Origin of the sequence: Yersinia sp. 22-579, from assembly GCF_030433455.1 — a bacterium.
GTDB classification, from domain to species: Bacteria; Pseudomonadota; Gammaproteobacteria; order Enterobacterales; family Enterobacteriaceae; genus Yersinia; species Yersinia enterocolitica.
Genome location: NZ_JAUJTZ010000003.1, coordinates 109,652 through 122,503, shown reverse-complemented (window position 1 = coordinate 122,503; position 12,852 = coordinate 109,652). Strand labels below are relative to the sequence as shown.

Below are 12,852 nucleotides of genomic sequence, written 5' to 3'. Positions count from 1 at the left end.
GGTGGCGACAAATTCCTTTATTTATTGGAAAAACCTATTGCTGAACCACAATATTTTCTTGCGATGGATCAACATGTTGCATTCTTAGCTTATCGGTTGCGATACTTTCAACACGGCTGTGGTCACCCAATGCATTTTCTTCCAGAATCAAGTTGCGCCATTCAATATCCAGCGCATCCCGTTCCAGTACCAACTGTTCGCGCTCTGCGGTCAGCAAACGCGTGCGGTGGGCGGTGGTCACAACAAAAATGGCAGACACCAACACCGCAATCAGTAGGATTAACGGGATCTTCGCATTGCGGAGTAAATCCCCGCCGATGACTCCAACTAAACCGTGGCGTTCGTTGCCTATCACTCTTTAATCCTCTCGGCAAAACGTAATACCGAGCTACGCGCCCGTGGGTTCTCAGCCACTTCAGCATCTGGCGGCATCATTTTGCCGACAGACTTCAAGGTGCGGCCACCCATGCTGCGTAACTGTGCTTCCGTCAATGGCAAACCCGCTGGAACCTGTGGGCCGCGGCTATGATGACGGATAAAGTTTTTCACAATACGGTCTTCAAGGGAGTGGAAGCTAATGACAGATAAACGACCTTCTGGTGCCAAAACTTCAAGAGCACCGTCGAGTGCGCGCTCTATCTCTTCCAATTCGCTGTTGATATAGATGCGGATAGCCTGGAAGCTGCGCGTCGCAGGATGTTTATGTTTTTCGCGGAATGGGCTGGCATTGGCAATCAAATCCGCCAGCTCTTTGGTGCGTGTCATCGGTTGAGTGAGGTTACGCTCAACAATGGCCTTGGCTAAACGTTTGGCAAAACGCTCTTCACCGAAGGTTTTCAGCACCCAAGCGATATCGTCAGCACTGGCTTTCATTAACCACTCGGCTGCCGATATGCCACGAGTAGGGTCCATGCGCATATCCAACGGCCCATCGCGCATGAAGGAAAAGCCGCGCTCAGGATCATCTAATTGGGGAGAGGAGACGCCCAGATCCAGCAATACACCGTTAATACGGCCGACTAAATCCAATTCCCGCACATAATGCGCTAAATCAGAAAATGGGCCGTGTACGATAGAAAAACGTGGGTCTGTAATGGATTTCGCTGCTTCAATCGCTTGTGGGTCACGATCTATTGCTATCAGGCGCCCTTCTGGCCCAAGTTGGGACAAAATCAGACGCGAGTGGCCACCACGGCCAAAAGTTCCGTCAATATAGATGCCGTTATCACGGATGTTCAGGCCATTAACCGCCTCATCCAGCAATACGCTTGTGTGCTTGTAGTTGTTATCTACAATGTGATTGTTATCTACCATGCTTATAGCGATAAGTCCTGTAGCCGCTCAGATAGAGGTTCCTGAGTGGACTGTTCTGCGTCGATGTCATCCTTGACTTGTTGATACCAGGTCTGTTCATCCCACAGTTCAAACTTGTTGAACTGCCCAACCAGCATCACTTCTTTATTCAGCCCGGCGTGCTGACGCAATGTTCCTGCAATCAGTAAACGCCCAGCGCCGTCCATCTGACATTCACTGGCATGACCTAACAGCAAACGCTGAACTCGGCGTTCAGCTGGGTTCATGCTCGACAGCCGGGATAATTTTTGTTCAATGACTTCCCATGCAGGGAGTGTATAAAGCAACAGGCATGGTTGGTGAAGGTCTATGGTACAGACCATCTGGCCTTGCGATTCCTCATTCAGCAAATCCCGGTAACGGGTAGGTACGGCAAGCCGCCCTTTGCTGTCGAGGTTAACCATCGTTGCCCCACGAAACATGACTGAGTTACCCCTTCATGACCCAATTCGCCACTTTATCCCACAAATCCCCACATTAAAGAGTTTACGGATGGTATGAAAACCTTGTCAAGCCAGAGCAGATGCGCTTTGACAATATTTATGGGCCGTTTTTGAGATATATCTCGTATAAGGGGCTATTTTCGCGGTTGGAATAGAAATTAACGTCATGATAAACGGGCTATTTTTCCGCCAGTAATTCCGGCAACTTAAATAAATAATAAATTGTCAATTAATTGACGCATTATTTCCTTCTGCAAGGAATGTCTCATTTTTAGTATAAAAATTGTACGGTTTGAAATTGCACACTTTGAGTACAAAACCCGCGGCGGCTGGCGTTTCCTAAGAAAAAGCAGTGCAACCAGCAGCAAAATCGACGGTAATACAATAATACCCTTGATAACAACGAGTGTTACCCGGCAGACATTTTACTTCAATTAACCGATAAGGATTAATCTATTTTGAAATAAATTATTAGCGCCTATTTTTAGGTATTGATGAAATATGAATACCTTCAGACAGATAAATCTTAAATTAGGAAAAGACTGTAAATTAATGTTCTCTCTTTCGTTTATTTTAAATTTTCCGCCTGATACGCAGTGTTTCTCCGCCAACCACTAAAATTATTAACCATATGTTTTTAAACATAAAACACATGTAACACCATTTAAAAAACCACGAAAAGCCCAATTCCTCGCAGTACGAAGTATAAAAACCAGACAAATGTTAAAAATAAAAATTTTAAGCTGGTTATATTACCAGCAACAGCACTGTAAACTACACAAAAAGCAAAATAACAATACAATCACCTGTAATTTAAATAATGAGCAATACATAAAACCTACCATTAACTTCAGAGATGGAGGTTTCGACAGATTTTTCCCCCAATTAGGGAGTTAATGACAATGTTTTCAACTGGGTCCCGTCTGCGTAGTGCCGCAGCCGATACTTTTGCACTTGTGGTGTATTGTTTTGTCATCGGCATGATGATTGAAATAGTGATCTCTGGAATGACATTCCAGCAGTCGCTCTCTTCCCGACTGGTCTCAATTCCTGTCAACATTCTGATTGCCTGGCCCTACGGCGTGTATCGTGATGCGTTCATTCGTTTTGCACGTCGCCATGCAGGCGAACATATGTGGGCGAGAAACCTTGCCGACTTACTGGCTTATGTCAGCTTCCAGTCGCCAGTCTATGCCTTAATTCTGTGGTCTGTTGGTGCAGATTTAGAACAGATAACCACGGCGGTCGCGAGTAACGCCTTGGTCTCAATGGCTATGGGTGTGGCTTATGGCTATTTTTTGGAGTACTGCCGCAAGCTGTTTCGCGTCGCAGGGTATGTTTGATTGTTATGACTTGCAATCAGGGCCTCGAATGAGCCCTGATTGGCTAAAGCGTAGACTATTTGCGACTTAAGCTACCGCGGCGGAACAAATTGCGGCGAATACGTGTTAACCCCGGTTTTGGCTTATGCGGCTCATCCAGACTGGCTAATACTAACTCCAGCACACGTTCAGCGACATCGCGGTGACGTTGTGCTACTGCCAATACTGGGCATTCGAGGAAATCCAACAGCTCATTATCGCCAAAAGTGGCAATAGTAAGATTACTGGGTAGACGTCCACTTTGTTTTAAAGTGACATCCATAACGCCCTGCAATAGCTGGAATGAGGTGGTAAACAGCGCTTGCGGCATGGGATGGGTCTTCAGCCACTGCGCAAACAGCGTGCCAGCAGCTTCGCGCTCATAACTGTTGGCATACAGGTAATCAACCTTACGCGGATCGTCTTTCCATGCCTCACGGAACCCCATCTCCCGCAGGAAACTGACCGACAGTTCTGGCAACGCGCCCAGATACAATACTGATTCTGCCGGGAATGAACGCAGTTCTTGTGCCAACATCTGCGCATCTTCTTGATCTGCACCGACAACACTAATGAAATGCTCCCGATCAAGCGCACGATCGAGTGCGATTATCGGTAATGGATCATTTGCCCAGCGCTGATAAAAAGGGTGCTCAGGTGGCAGAGCGGTAGAAACGATAATGGCGTCAACCTGGCGCTGTAACAAGTGCTCGATGCAGCGCATTTCATTATCAGGCTGGTCCTCAGAACAAGCGATCAGGAGCTGATAACCCCGCTGGCGAGCCTGACGTTCCAAATAATTCGCGATACGGGTATAGCTGGTATTCTCCAGATCCGGGATAACCAAACCAATTGAACGAGTTCTGCCCGCGCGCAACCCTGCTGCAACAGCATTTGGGTGATAGTTATGTTCCCTGACAACCGCCATAACTTTGTCGACTGTTTTATCGCTGACCCGATACTGTTTCGCTTTGCCATTAATGACATAACTGGCCGTAGTGCGCGAAACACCTGCAAGGCGCGCGATTTCATCCAGTTTCACATAGACCCCTTATAAACCCTGTAAAGTAATATTGTAGGCTAGACTAAGAAGTCTATAGACATAGTTTAACCATGGATATGATCTAACAGCAGAACTCACTATTGAGCAACCGCTTTAACCGCCATATAACGCTATTCCGATTAAAAAATAAGAAAAAAAAAGCCCAGCCTACTGGCTGAGCCTGATAATTGGAGATTAGTCAGTATTAATCACCATAATTAAATTAACGCATGATCTTGTCACCGCGAGAAACACCGACAATACCGGAGCGAGCAACTTCAACAATTTCTGCCACTTCCCGCACCGCATTTAAAAATGCGTCCAATTTGTCGCTGGTACCAGCAAGCTGCACGGTGTAGAGCGTTGCGGTAACATCCACAATCTGCCCTCGGAAGATTTCAGCACAGCGCTTCACTTCTTCACGCCCGTAACCGCTAGCCTGCAATTTCACCAGCATGATTTCGCGCTCAACATGTGAGCCAGAAACCAACTCACTCACACGCAACACATCGACCAATTTATGCAGCTGTTTTTCAATCTGCTCCAAAACCTTGGCATCACCCACTGTTTGGATGGTCATTCTCGACAGCGTTGGATCATCGGTCGGTGCAACCGTCAAACTTTCAATGTTATAACCGCGCTGAGAAAACAGGCCCACCACTCTTGATAAGGCACCTGACTCGTTTTCCAGCAAAACTGATAAAATCCGGCGGCGCATAATTATGTCCTCTCCGTTTTACTAAGCCACATTTCGTCCATGCCACCGCCGCGAATCTGCATCGGATAAACATGTTCTGTTTCATCGACAGTTACATCCACAAATACCAGACGATTAGTCTCGGATAATTGTGTCAAAGCATCGGCCAGTTTACTTTCCAACTCATCAGGAGTGCGGATAGAAACACCAATATGACCATATGCTTCGGCCAATTTGACGAAATCAGGTAGAGAATCCATGTAAGACTGTGAATGTCGACCAGAATAGATCATATCCTGCCACTGCTTCACCATGCCAAGATAACGGTTGTTCAGGTTCAAGACCAATACCGGCAAGTTGTATTGCAGAGCGGTAGATAATTCCTGAATATTCATTTGGATACTGCCATCACCGGTAACACATACCACAGTTTCATCCGGTAGAGCCAGTTTCACCCCAAGGGCCGCTGGCAGACCAAAGCCCATAGTACCCAGGCCACCTGAGTTGATCCAATGGCGTGGTTTATCAAATGGATAGTAGAGTGCGGCAAACATTTGGTGCTGGCCGACATCAGAGGTGACATAGGCATCACCTTTGGTCAGGCGGTGTAGTGTTTCAATCACCGCCTGCGGCTTGATTTTTCCACTGTCTTTGGCGTAACTCAGGCAATCACGGGCACGCCACTGTTCAATGGATTGCCACCAATCACGCAAACTATCAAAATCTTGGGCGCAATCAATTTGAGGCAACAAGTCCAGCATTTGTGTCAGAACTTGTTTGGCATCGCCAACAATCGGAATATCAGCTTCCACGGTTTTTGATATGGACGTCGGGTCAATATCAATGTGTACCACAGCCGCATTCGGGCAATATTTCGCCAGATTATTGGTGGTACGGTCATCAAAGCGCACGCCAACGGCAAAAATCAGATCCGTATTGTGCATCGCCATGTTGGCCTCAAACGTCCCGTGCATCCCCAACATACCTACACTTTGGCGATGTGTGCCAGGGAAGCTCCCTAATCCCATCAGAGAGCTGGTGACCGGCAAATTAAGCTTTTCAGCCAAAGTCAGTAACTCTTCATGGCAAGCTGAGTTAATGGCCCCGCCGCCGACATACATGATAGGTCTTTTAGCCGCTAAAATAGTTTGCAGTGCGCGTTTAATCTGCCCGCGATGGCCTTGCACCGTCGGATTATAAGAGCGCAAACTGACTTGTTCAGGGTAGGCATAAGGCATTTTCACCGCTGGGCCGACGATATCTTTTGGTAGATCAATAACTACCGGGCCAGGGCGGCCTGTCGATGCCAGATAAAACGCTTTTTTCAATACGGTTGGAATATCTTCAGTACGTTTAACCAGGAAGCTGTGTTTGACGACGGGCCGGGAGATCCCCACCATGTCACATTCCTGGAAAGCATCAAAGCCAATCAATGAGCTAGGTACCTGGCCAGAAAGCACCACCATCGGCACTGAATCCATATACGCCGTTGCAATGCCGGTTATGGCATTGGTCGCACCGGGGCCAGATGTGACTAGCACTACCCCGACCTCACCTGTGGCACGCGCATAACCATCGGCCATATGAACCGCACCTTGTTCGTGGCGCACCAGCACGTGATCAATGCCTCCGACCGTGTGCAGGGCATCGTAGATATCAAGTACGGCCCCGCCGGGATAACCGAATACATGCTTAACGCCCTGATCGATTAACGATCGGACAACCATCTCGGCTCCTGACAACATCTCCATGGGTTTTGCCTCCAGGCTTAGTTTGCTCATTGGATAACGGGAAATCATTTCCACGAAATCCGGTAGGAAAGGCACAACGCCCTGTATTCCTATCTTTGTTTGTTATAGTTCTAATGTTTATTAACATAACTAACTTATTAACATAACGTCAGAATTTCTGGCAGGCAAACAGCAATTATCTGTGTTAAAGGCAATTGTGTTGGTCACAAACTGGATTTTTCTTCATCAGGAAAATAAAACACTGCCTGAGCTCCCACAAACTTGTTTTTCGCGCCGACTTACTCATTAATCAAAGAACTAAATCAGGCTGAGAATTTTTGCACATCAGGTGCAGCAAAATAGTCACTACGCGCAAAGAGAGAGGAGAAGAGAGACGTGTGGTCAGAAAGTCAGCAACGGCCGCTATCATCAGACAGATATCGGCCGTTACAGTGAAAATGATGCTGGATCAGTCGCGGTACATGGAGTCAATTTCATTCTGATAACGCTGAAGAATGATTTTACGCCGTAATTTCATGGTCGGAGTCAATTCACCGGTCTCCATCGTGAAGGCCTGCGGCAACAGAGTAAAACGCTTAACTTGTTCAAACTTTGCCAACTCTTTTTGCATATCTTTCAGCCGTTGCTCAAACAAACTGACAATATGGCTATGGCGCAACAGTTCTAATCTGTCATGGTATTTCAGGTTTATCGAATGAGCATATTCTTCCAGTGATTCGAAACACGGAACAATCAGCGCCGAAACAAATTTGCGGGTATCGGCAATAATAGCAATCTGCTCGATAAATCGATCCTGGCCCAAGGTGCCTTCAATCATCTGCGGCGCAATATATTTTCCACCGGAAGTTTTCATCAAATCTTTCAGCCGTTCAGTGATGAATAAATTCCCCTGAGGATCTAATGCGCCGGCATCACCTGTTTTGAGCCATCCATCTTCCGTAAAAGACTCCGCCGTCTCTTGGGGTTTATTGAAATAGCCGCGCATCACAATCGGACCGCGCACCTGAATTTCATTTTCAGCGCCCAGACGCACCTCGATCCCCGGTAATGGCTTACCGATAGAGCCAAAACGGAAATCTTTTTCTTCCCAACAAGAAACGGTGGCGCAGGTCTCTGTCATGCCATAGCCGTATTTGATATTGATACCAATTGCCTGGAAAAACAGAATGATATTATCATCCAGTCGAGCACCTGCGGCCGGTAAAAAGCGAACTTTCCCACCCAGAACACCGCGCAATTTACTCAAGACTAAACGATCTGCCAGCTTATACATCTGCTCAGAGAACCACGATGAGGTTTGCCCACTTTGCAAATTTTGGAATTTGCGCTCGCCACATCCTACCGCCCAGCGGAATAACATCCGGCGATGCCATTTCGCCAGAGCAACTTTGTCATTAATGGCACTAAACACTTTCTCGTAGAAACGGGGAACCGCACACATGACGGTCGGTTTTACTGCCTGCATCGCTGCGCGTACCCAATTAGTGTCACTGATATACACATTTTGCGCGCCAGTATGCATGACATAAAAACTCCAGGCCCGCTCAAACACATGGGACAGCGGCAAGAAGCTAAGAGAAGTATCGTCAGATGTCAGAGTCAAACGTTGGTCATGTAAGTAGAGCTGAGCCGCCATATTTCGGTACTCCAGCATCACACCTTTCGGTTCCCCCGTGGTACCTGAGGTATAGATCAAGGTGAATAAGTCACTTAAATCGCAACCGTCTATACGCGCGCTTAATAGATGCTGTTGTACGGCATCTGGTTGTTGTTCAAAATCAGCCAAATGTTGAGCATATTCGCAACCACGTAAATCAACACCAGGATCTAATACAACAATATGGCTAAGCTGCGGACACAGCGGCTTGAGTGTGATCGCAACGTCAAATTGTGCTTGTCCACCGACAAACAAAATACGCACATCAGCATCATTCACTACATAAGCCGCTTGAGCCGTTGTATTGGTGGCATACAACGGCACACTCACGCCACGAATCTGTAAAATAGCTAAATCCGCCAATGACCATGCCATGCTGTTATTAGCAAAAATCCCAATACGCTCTTGGATGGCAGCGCCCAAGGACAACAAAGCCGCAGAGATCCGCGTTACGTGCGCATCAATCTGCCGCCAGGTCAGCTGATTTTCGCCTTCTGGCGACCATTCACGAAAGGCGACTTTGTCGGTTCTCTGGCTTATTTGTTGGCGCAAACGGCGCACAAGGTGGTATTGATCTAATATTTGGGTCATAAACGTCGCAGCTCGCTGGGAAATCATTCGTTAAAGTGTACCGCCACTTTTTGCCTGTTAGCTTTCAGCTTACATGCGTTCACTTTTTTTCGCGCAGTCTACTCACTCTATAGGCTATGGCAAATAAAATTCGGCACAGAAGTGTGAGCTGAAATCGATTTTGACGAAAAATACAGCAGTCAGAGTCATGGAGAGGGAATTAAAGCGGATAAAAGTATTTGGCTGGATTAGATCATAATTAAACACCAGAAATAATGATGTTAAAGGTAACTGCGGTCCTTGCCTGCCACTGAGAATAAGACAACTCCAGCAGCAGGACTTAACGATAATAATTAAGAAGGAATACTAAGCTGGCTGAGTAGTTCTTTCATCCACTGATGTCCTTTATCTCTATCCGTTGATTCATGCCAGGTGAGGTAACATGGGCGACATGTTTCTTCCCAAGGTAAGGAAATCAGTTTCAGATTAAGCGCTTCACTGTATGTTTGAACCAACCAGCGAGGAGCAATGGCGACAAAACTAGTTTGAGATACAATATTCAGCACACTGTTCATATCAGTACTTTCATAAGCAATAGTTTTAGTGCTAATAGCTGATTCATAATAAAGTTGGCTGAAAGAACCCACTTTATCCAATGAGACAATCGCATGTAATTCAGAAAGGAGTTGTTCTTGCGTAATTGAATTATCAATACGTGGGTGATTTTTAGATACAGCTAAAACTAATTCATCATTGGATAATGAGACATGGTGAAAATCGGAACGTTCGAATTTGGTATAACCTATCACAAACTCTGTTTCTTGATAACGTAATTGATGCTCAATATTCTCATTAAGGTAAGATCTAACAATGAGCTGAACATTAGGTGCTAATTGATTAACTCGTTGTATAATTGGCGCTATCAACCTGATATCCAGAGGGCTACAAATAGATAGATTAAATAATCTCCCACTGTTTTTAGCTTCAAACCCCGCACCTGGCAACTCATTTTGTACTAATTGCAATGCTTGCCTAACAGGGCCAAAAAGCTGTCGCGCTCTGGCCGTTGGCTGAATACCTCGACCATAACGCACGAACAATTCATCATTAAACATCACTTTAAGACGAGCAACAGCATTACTTACCGCAGGCTGGGACATTCCCAGTGACTGTGCTGCGCGTGTGACATTATGCATTTGCATCACAGCATCGAAAACAGTTAATAGATTAAGGTCAACACTGCGTAAATGAACATCGTTACCTTCCTTTTTAGTGACTTGACTGTCGATTACTAAGTTGTGTTCAAACATGCTTAACTCCACTAAGCTTTATGCAGATGGCATGATTAATAAATAACCTCATAGATATTTGTCTCTCTTTCAAAATATCTTTGAACACTTATCATTAATGATACCAATATTCTCTTTAATACCTCAACGAGGTAGAATCGAGTCTCATCCTTGTATAAGTGCGAAAACATAAATCACACCTAATGCATTTGGTGATCAGTAAATATCCATAGGCATACATATAAACAATGAACACATGCAAAATATTTTGCATGGTGAATAAAACTAATCTACATTATCAATAACAAGACAACATCTTGTCAGCATTAAAATATAACCTTGACATGATCACATCACAAAATGAGAACATTAACAACTATGGCATTAATGAATAATAAATTCTCCACTTATAACTTATTAATCCTTAATTGATCTTAAAAAGACAATAATAGCGAGGAGTTTTGACATTGATCTAGTTATAATTAATATAAATAGTCATAAAATATAAGAGGCATGAACCAATTCAGATTATAAGATAAAATATAATACATATAAATATCTTACCTATATAAATAAAAAATAAGATCCCCTGCTGTTGGATTATTTGATTATTAACTTATTACGTTTAACACTTCTCTGCGCAGCTATTCCTTAACGCGGTTTTTAACATTCCATAGTCTGAGAGTAAATAGCCCATCCGTTCATAAAATCGTAAAGAGAACAATAATCCATAATCTTGGCGTTATACCAAACAAAGTAAAAAAAATATCTTGGATTTTTAGATGATAAAACTTAAAAGTTTAACTTTTAGGTTTTATATGTCGTTATAAGGAATTTAGAGTCCGTGTAACCAGTTGAACACGCCATTTTAAACAAATGTTGACACAACCATAGAATTCACGTATCAATTTATGCAACGCAATATTTTAACTAATGAGAAACTGAAAAATTATGTTCTACTCAACCCGTCTACTAAGCCTACTACTTAACGCATCTCCCTTGCGCGGTATGTTGGTGGACGGAAATCAGAACTGATTCAGTCATCAAGATTAACAAGCCCGCGCAAATGCGCGGGTTTTTTTTTACCCGCTAAGCGCAAAAGTAAACACGACAAGGAATAACCCATGAGCCAACAAGTCATTATTTTCGATACAACCTTGCGCGACGGTGAACAAGCATTGCAAGCCAGCCTGAGTGTAAAAGAGAAGCTGCAAATCGCGTTAGCACTGGAAAGGATGGGTGTTGATGTCATGGAAGTTGGGTTCCCGGTTTCCTCACCTGGCGATTTTGAATCCGTTCGTACTATCGCGCAGCAAGTAAAAAATAGCCGGGTTTGTGCTTTGGCCCGCTGTGTAGATAAAGATATAGATGTTGCCGCAGAAGCTTTGCGTATTGCCGAGGCATTCCGTATCCACGTGTTTTTGGCGACCTCTACCTTACATATTGAATCCAAGTTAAAGCGCTCGTTTGATGATGTGTTGGCGATGGCGGTACATTCAGTGAAACGCGCCCGCAACTATACCGATGACGTAGAATTCTCTTGCGAAGATGCAGGCCGTACCCCAATTGACAACTTGTGCCGTATCGTAGAAGCCGCAATCAATGCCGGTGCTACTACCATCAATATTCCTGATACCGTTGGCTACACCACACCATATCAATTCGGTGGCATCATCACTGACTTGTATCAGCGTGTACCGAATATTGATAAAGCCATTATCTCGGTCCATTGCCATGACGATTTGGGTATGTCGGTTGCTAACTCCATTACCGCAGTGCAAGCCGGGGCACGTCAGGTCGAAGGGACTATTAATGGTTTGGGTGAACGCGCAGGTAACTGTTCACTGGAAGAAGTGATCATGGCCATTAAAGTGCGCGAAAACATGTTGGGCGTACATACCAATATTAATCATCAAGAAATTTACCGTACCAGCCAATTGGTCAGTAAATTATGCAATATGCCAATACCTGCAAACAAAGCTATTGTCGGTAGCAATGCATTCGCTCACTCCTCCGGTATTCATCAGGATGGCGTGCTGAAAAATCGCGAAAACTACGAAATCATGACCCCACAATCCATCGGTTTGAAAGAAGTGCAGTTAAACCTGACTTCCCGCTCTGGTCGTGCCGCAGTGAAGCACCGGATGGAAGAAATGGGTTATCAGGACAAAGATTACAATCTGGATTCCTTGTATGACGCGTTCCTGAAGCTGGCGGATAAGAAAGGCCAAGTTTTTGATTACGATTTGGAAGCCCTGGCATTCATCAATAAGCAGCAGGAAGAGCCAGAGCATTACCGTTTGGACTATTTCAGTGTGCAGTCTGGTTCGAGTGTGATGGCGACCGCATCAGTGAAATTGGTTTGTGGTGAAGAAATCAAATCAGAAGCCGCCACCGGTAATGGCCCGGTTGACGCAGTGTATCAAGCCATCAACCGCATTACCGACTACCCCATTGAACTGGTGAAATATCAACTGTCTGCCAATGGTCAGGGTAAAGACGCATTAGGTCAGGTTGATATCGTGGTTGACCATAAAGGTCGCCGCTTCCACGGTGTGGGGCTGGCCACAGATATTGTCGAGTCATCTGCTAAGGCGTTGGTTCACGTATTAAATAACATCTGGCGCGCTCATCAGGTAGAAATCGAGAAGCAGCGTCTGCAACAAAATAATCAGGAAATGGTGTGAAC

General features: G+C 45.1%; 10 protein-coding genes. 2 read left to right on the top strand and 8 right to left on the bottom strand.

Going from position 1 to position 12,852, the window contains the following annotated elements; translation table 11 throughout:
* Positions 1 to 34 precede the first annotated feature (34 nt).
* From ftsL to mraZ, 3 genes are read right to left on the bottom strand one after another with little or no spacing between them, the layout of a single operon-like run.
* Positions 35 to 355 carry a cell division protein FtsL gene (gene ftsL, locus QSV56_RS04665; protein WP_005156880.1) on the bottom strand — a complete coding sequence of 107 codons (321 nt, stop codon included), beginning with the start codon at positions 353 to 355 and terminating at the stop codon, positions 35 to 37.
* A complete protein-coding gene (gene rsmH, locus QSV56_RS04660) occupies positions 352 to 1,314 on the bottom strand; it encodes a 16S rRNA (cytosine(1402)-N(4))-methyltransferase RsmH (protein ID WP_019080514.1) in 963 nt (320 codons plus the stop codon). Before rsmH ends, ftsL begins: the two co-directional genes overlap by 4 nt.
* Before the next feature lie 2 nt (positions 1,315 to 1,316).
* A complete protein-coding gene (mraZ, locus tag QSV56_RS04655; RefSeq protein ID WP_005167064.1) occupies positions 1,317 to 1,775 on the bottom strand; it encodes a division/cell wall cluster transcriptional repressor MraZ in 459 nt (152 codons plus the stop codon).
* 923 nt (positions 1,776 to 2,698) lie between these two features.
* On the opposite strand from mraZ, the gene QSV56_RS04650 reads away from it, so the two are divergent.
* The gene (locus tag QSV56_RS04650; protein WP_026017956.1) at positions 2,699 to 3,139 is read left to right on the top strand and encodes an L-alanine exporter AlaE; all 441 of its coding nucleotides are present in this window, start codon (positions 2,699 to 2,701) and stop codon (positions 3,137 to 3,139) included.
* A 55-nt stretch (positions 3,140 to 3,194) separates the two neighbouring features.
* On the opposite strand, the gene cra is transcribed toward QSV56_RS04650, so the two are convergent.
* From cra to leuO, 5 genes are all read right to left on the bottom strand, one after another.
* Complete coding sequence (gene cra, locus QSV56_RS04645; RefSeq protein WP_005156888.1) at positions 3,195 to 4,199, bottom strand: catabolite repressor/activator; 1,005 nt, start codon at positions 4,197 to 4,199, stop codon at positions 3,195 to 3,197.
* 223 nt (positions 4,200 to 4,422) lie between these two features.
* Positions 4,423 to 4,917 (bottom strand): acetolactate synthase small subunit, encoded by a 495-nt coding sequence (gene ilvN / locus QSV56_RS04640; RefSeq protein WP_004388986.1) that lies wholly within the window; start codon positions 4,915 to 4,917, stop codon positions 4,423 to 4,425.
* 2 nt (positions 4,918 to 4,919) lie between these two features.
* Positions 4,920 to 6,647 carry an acetolactate synthase 3 large subunit gene (gene ilvI / locus QSV56_RS04635; RefSeq protein WP_011815562.1) on the bottom strand — a complete coding sequence of 576 codons (1,728 nt, stop codon included), beginning with the start codon at positions 6,645 to 6,647 and terminating at the stop codon, positions 4,920 to 4,922.
* Between the two features lie 448 nt (positions 6,648 to 7,095).
* Positions 7,096 to 8,895 (bottom strand): long-chain fatty acid--CoA ligase, encoded by a 1,800-nt coding sequence (locus tag QSV56_RS04630; RefSeq protein ID WP_046051600.1) that lies wholly within the window; start codon positions 8,893 to 8,895, stop codon positions 7,096 to 7,098.
* 332 nt (positions 8,896 to 9,227) lie between these two features.
* Positions 9,228 to 10,184 carry a transcriptional regulator LeuO gene (leuO, locus tag QSV56_RS04625; protein WP_046051601.1) on the bottom strand — a complete coding sequence of 319 codons (957 nt, stop codon included), beginning with the start codon at positions 10,182 to 10,184 and terminating at the stop codon, positions 9,228 to 9,230.
* A 1,103-nt stretch (positions 10,185 to 11,287) separates the two neighbouring features.
* Here leuO and leuA point away from each other — a divergent pair.
* Positions 11,288 to 12,850 (top strand): 2-isopropylmalate synthase, encoded by a 1,563-nt coding sequence (leuA, locus tag QSV56_RS04620; protein ID WP_005167047.1) that lies wholly within the window; start codon positions 11,288 to 11,290, stop codon positions 12,848 to 12,850.
* The last annotated feature ends 2 nt before the right edge of the window (positions 12,851 to 12,852 follow it).

Excerpts from the sequence above, each read along its gene's own strand:
- mraZ (WP_005167064.1), bottom strand. The coding sequence starts at position 1,775 with ATGTTTCGTGGGGCAACGATGGTTAACCTCGACAGCAAAGGGCGGCTT.
- rsmH (WP_019080514.1), bottom strand. The coding sequence starts at position 1,314 with ATGGTAGATAACAATCACATTGTAGATAACAACTACAAGCACACAAGC.
- leuA (WP_005167047.1), top strand. The coding sequence starts at position 11,288 with ATGAGCCAACAAGTCATTATTTTCGATACAACCTTGCGCGACGGTGAA.
- leuO (WP_046051601.1), bottom strand. The coding sequence starts at position 10,184 with ATGTTTGAACACAACTTAGTAATCGACAGTCAAGTCACTAAAAAGGAA.
- ilvI (WP_011815562.1), bottom strand. The coding sequence starts at position 6,647 with ATGGAGATGTTGTCAGGAGCCGAGATGGTTGTCCGATCGTTAATCGAT.
- QSV56_RS04650 (WP_026017956.1), top strand. The coding sequence starts at position 2,699 with ATGTTTTCAACTGGGTCCCGTCTGCGTAGTGCCGCAGCCGATACTTTT.
- ilvN (WP_004388986.1), bottom strand. The coding sequence starts at position 4,917 with ATGCGCCGCCGGATTTTATCAGTTTTGCTGGAAAACGAGTCAGGTGCC.
- QSV56_RS04630 (WP_046051600.1), bottom strand. The coding sequence starts at position 8,895 with ATGACCCAAATATTAGATCAATACCACCTTGTGCGCCGTTTGCGCCAA.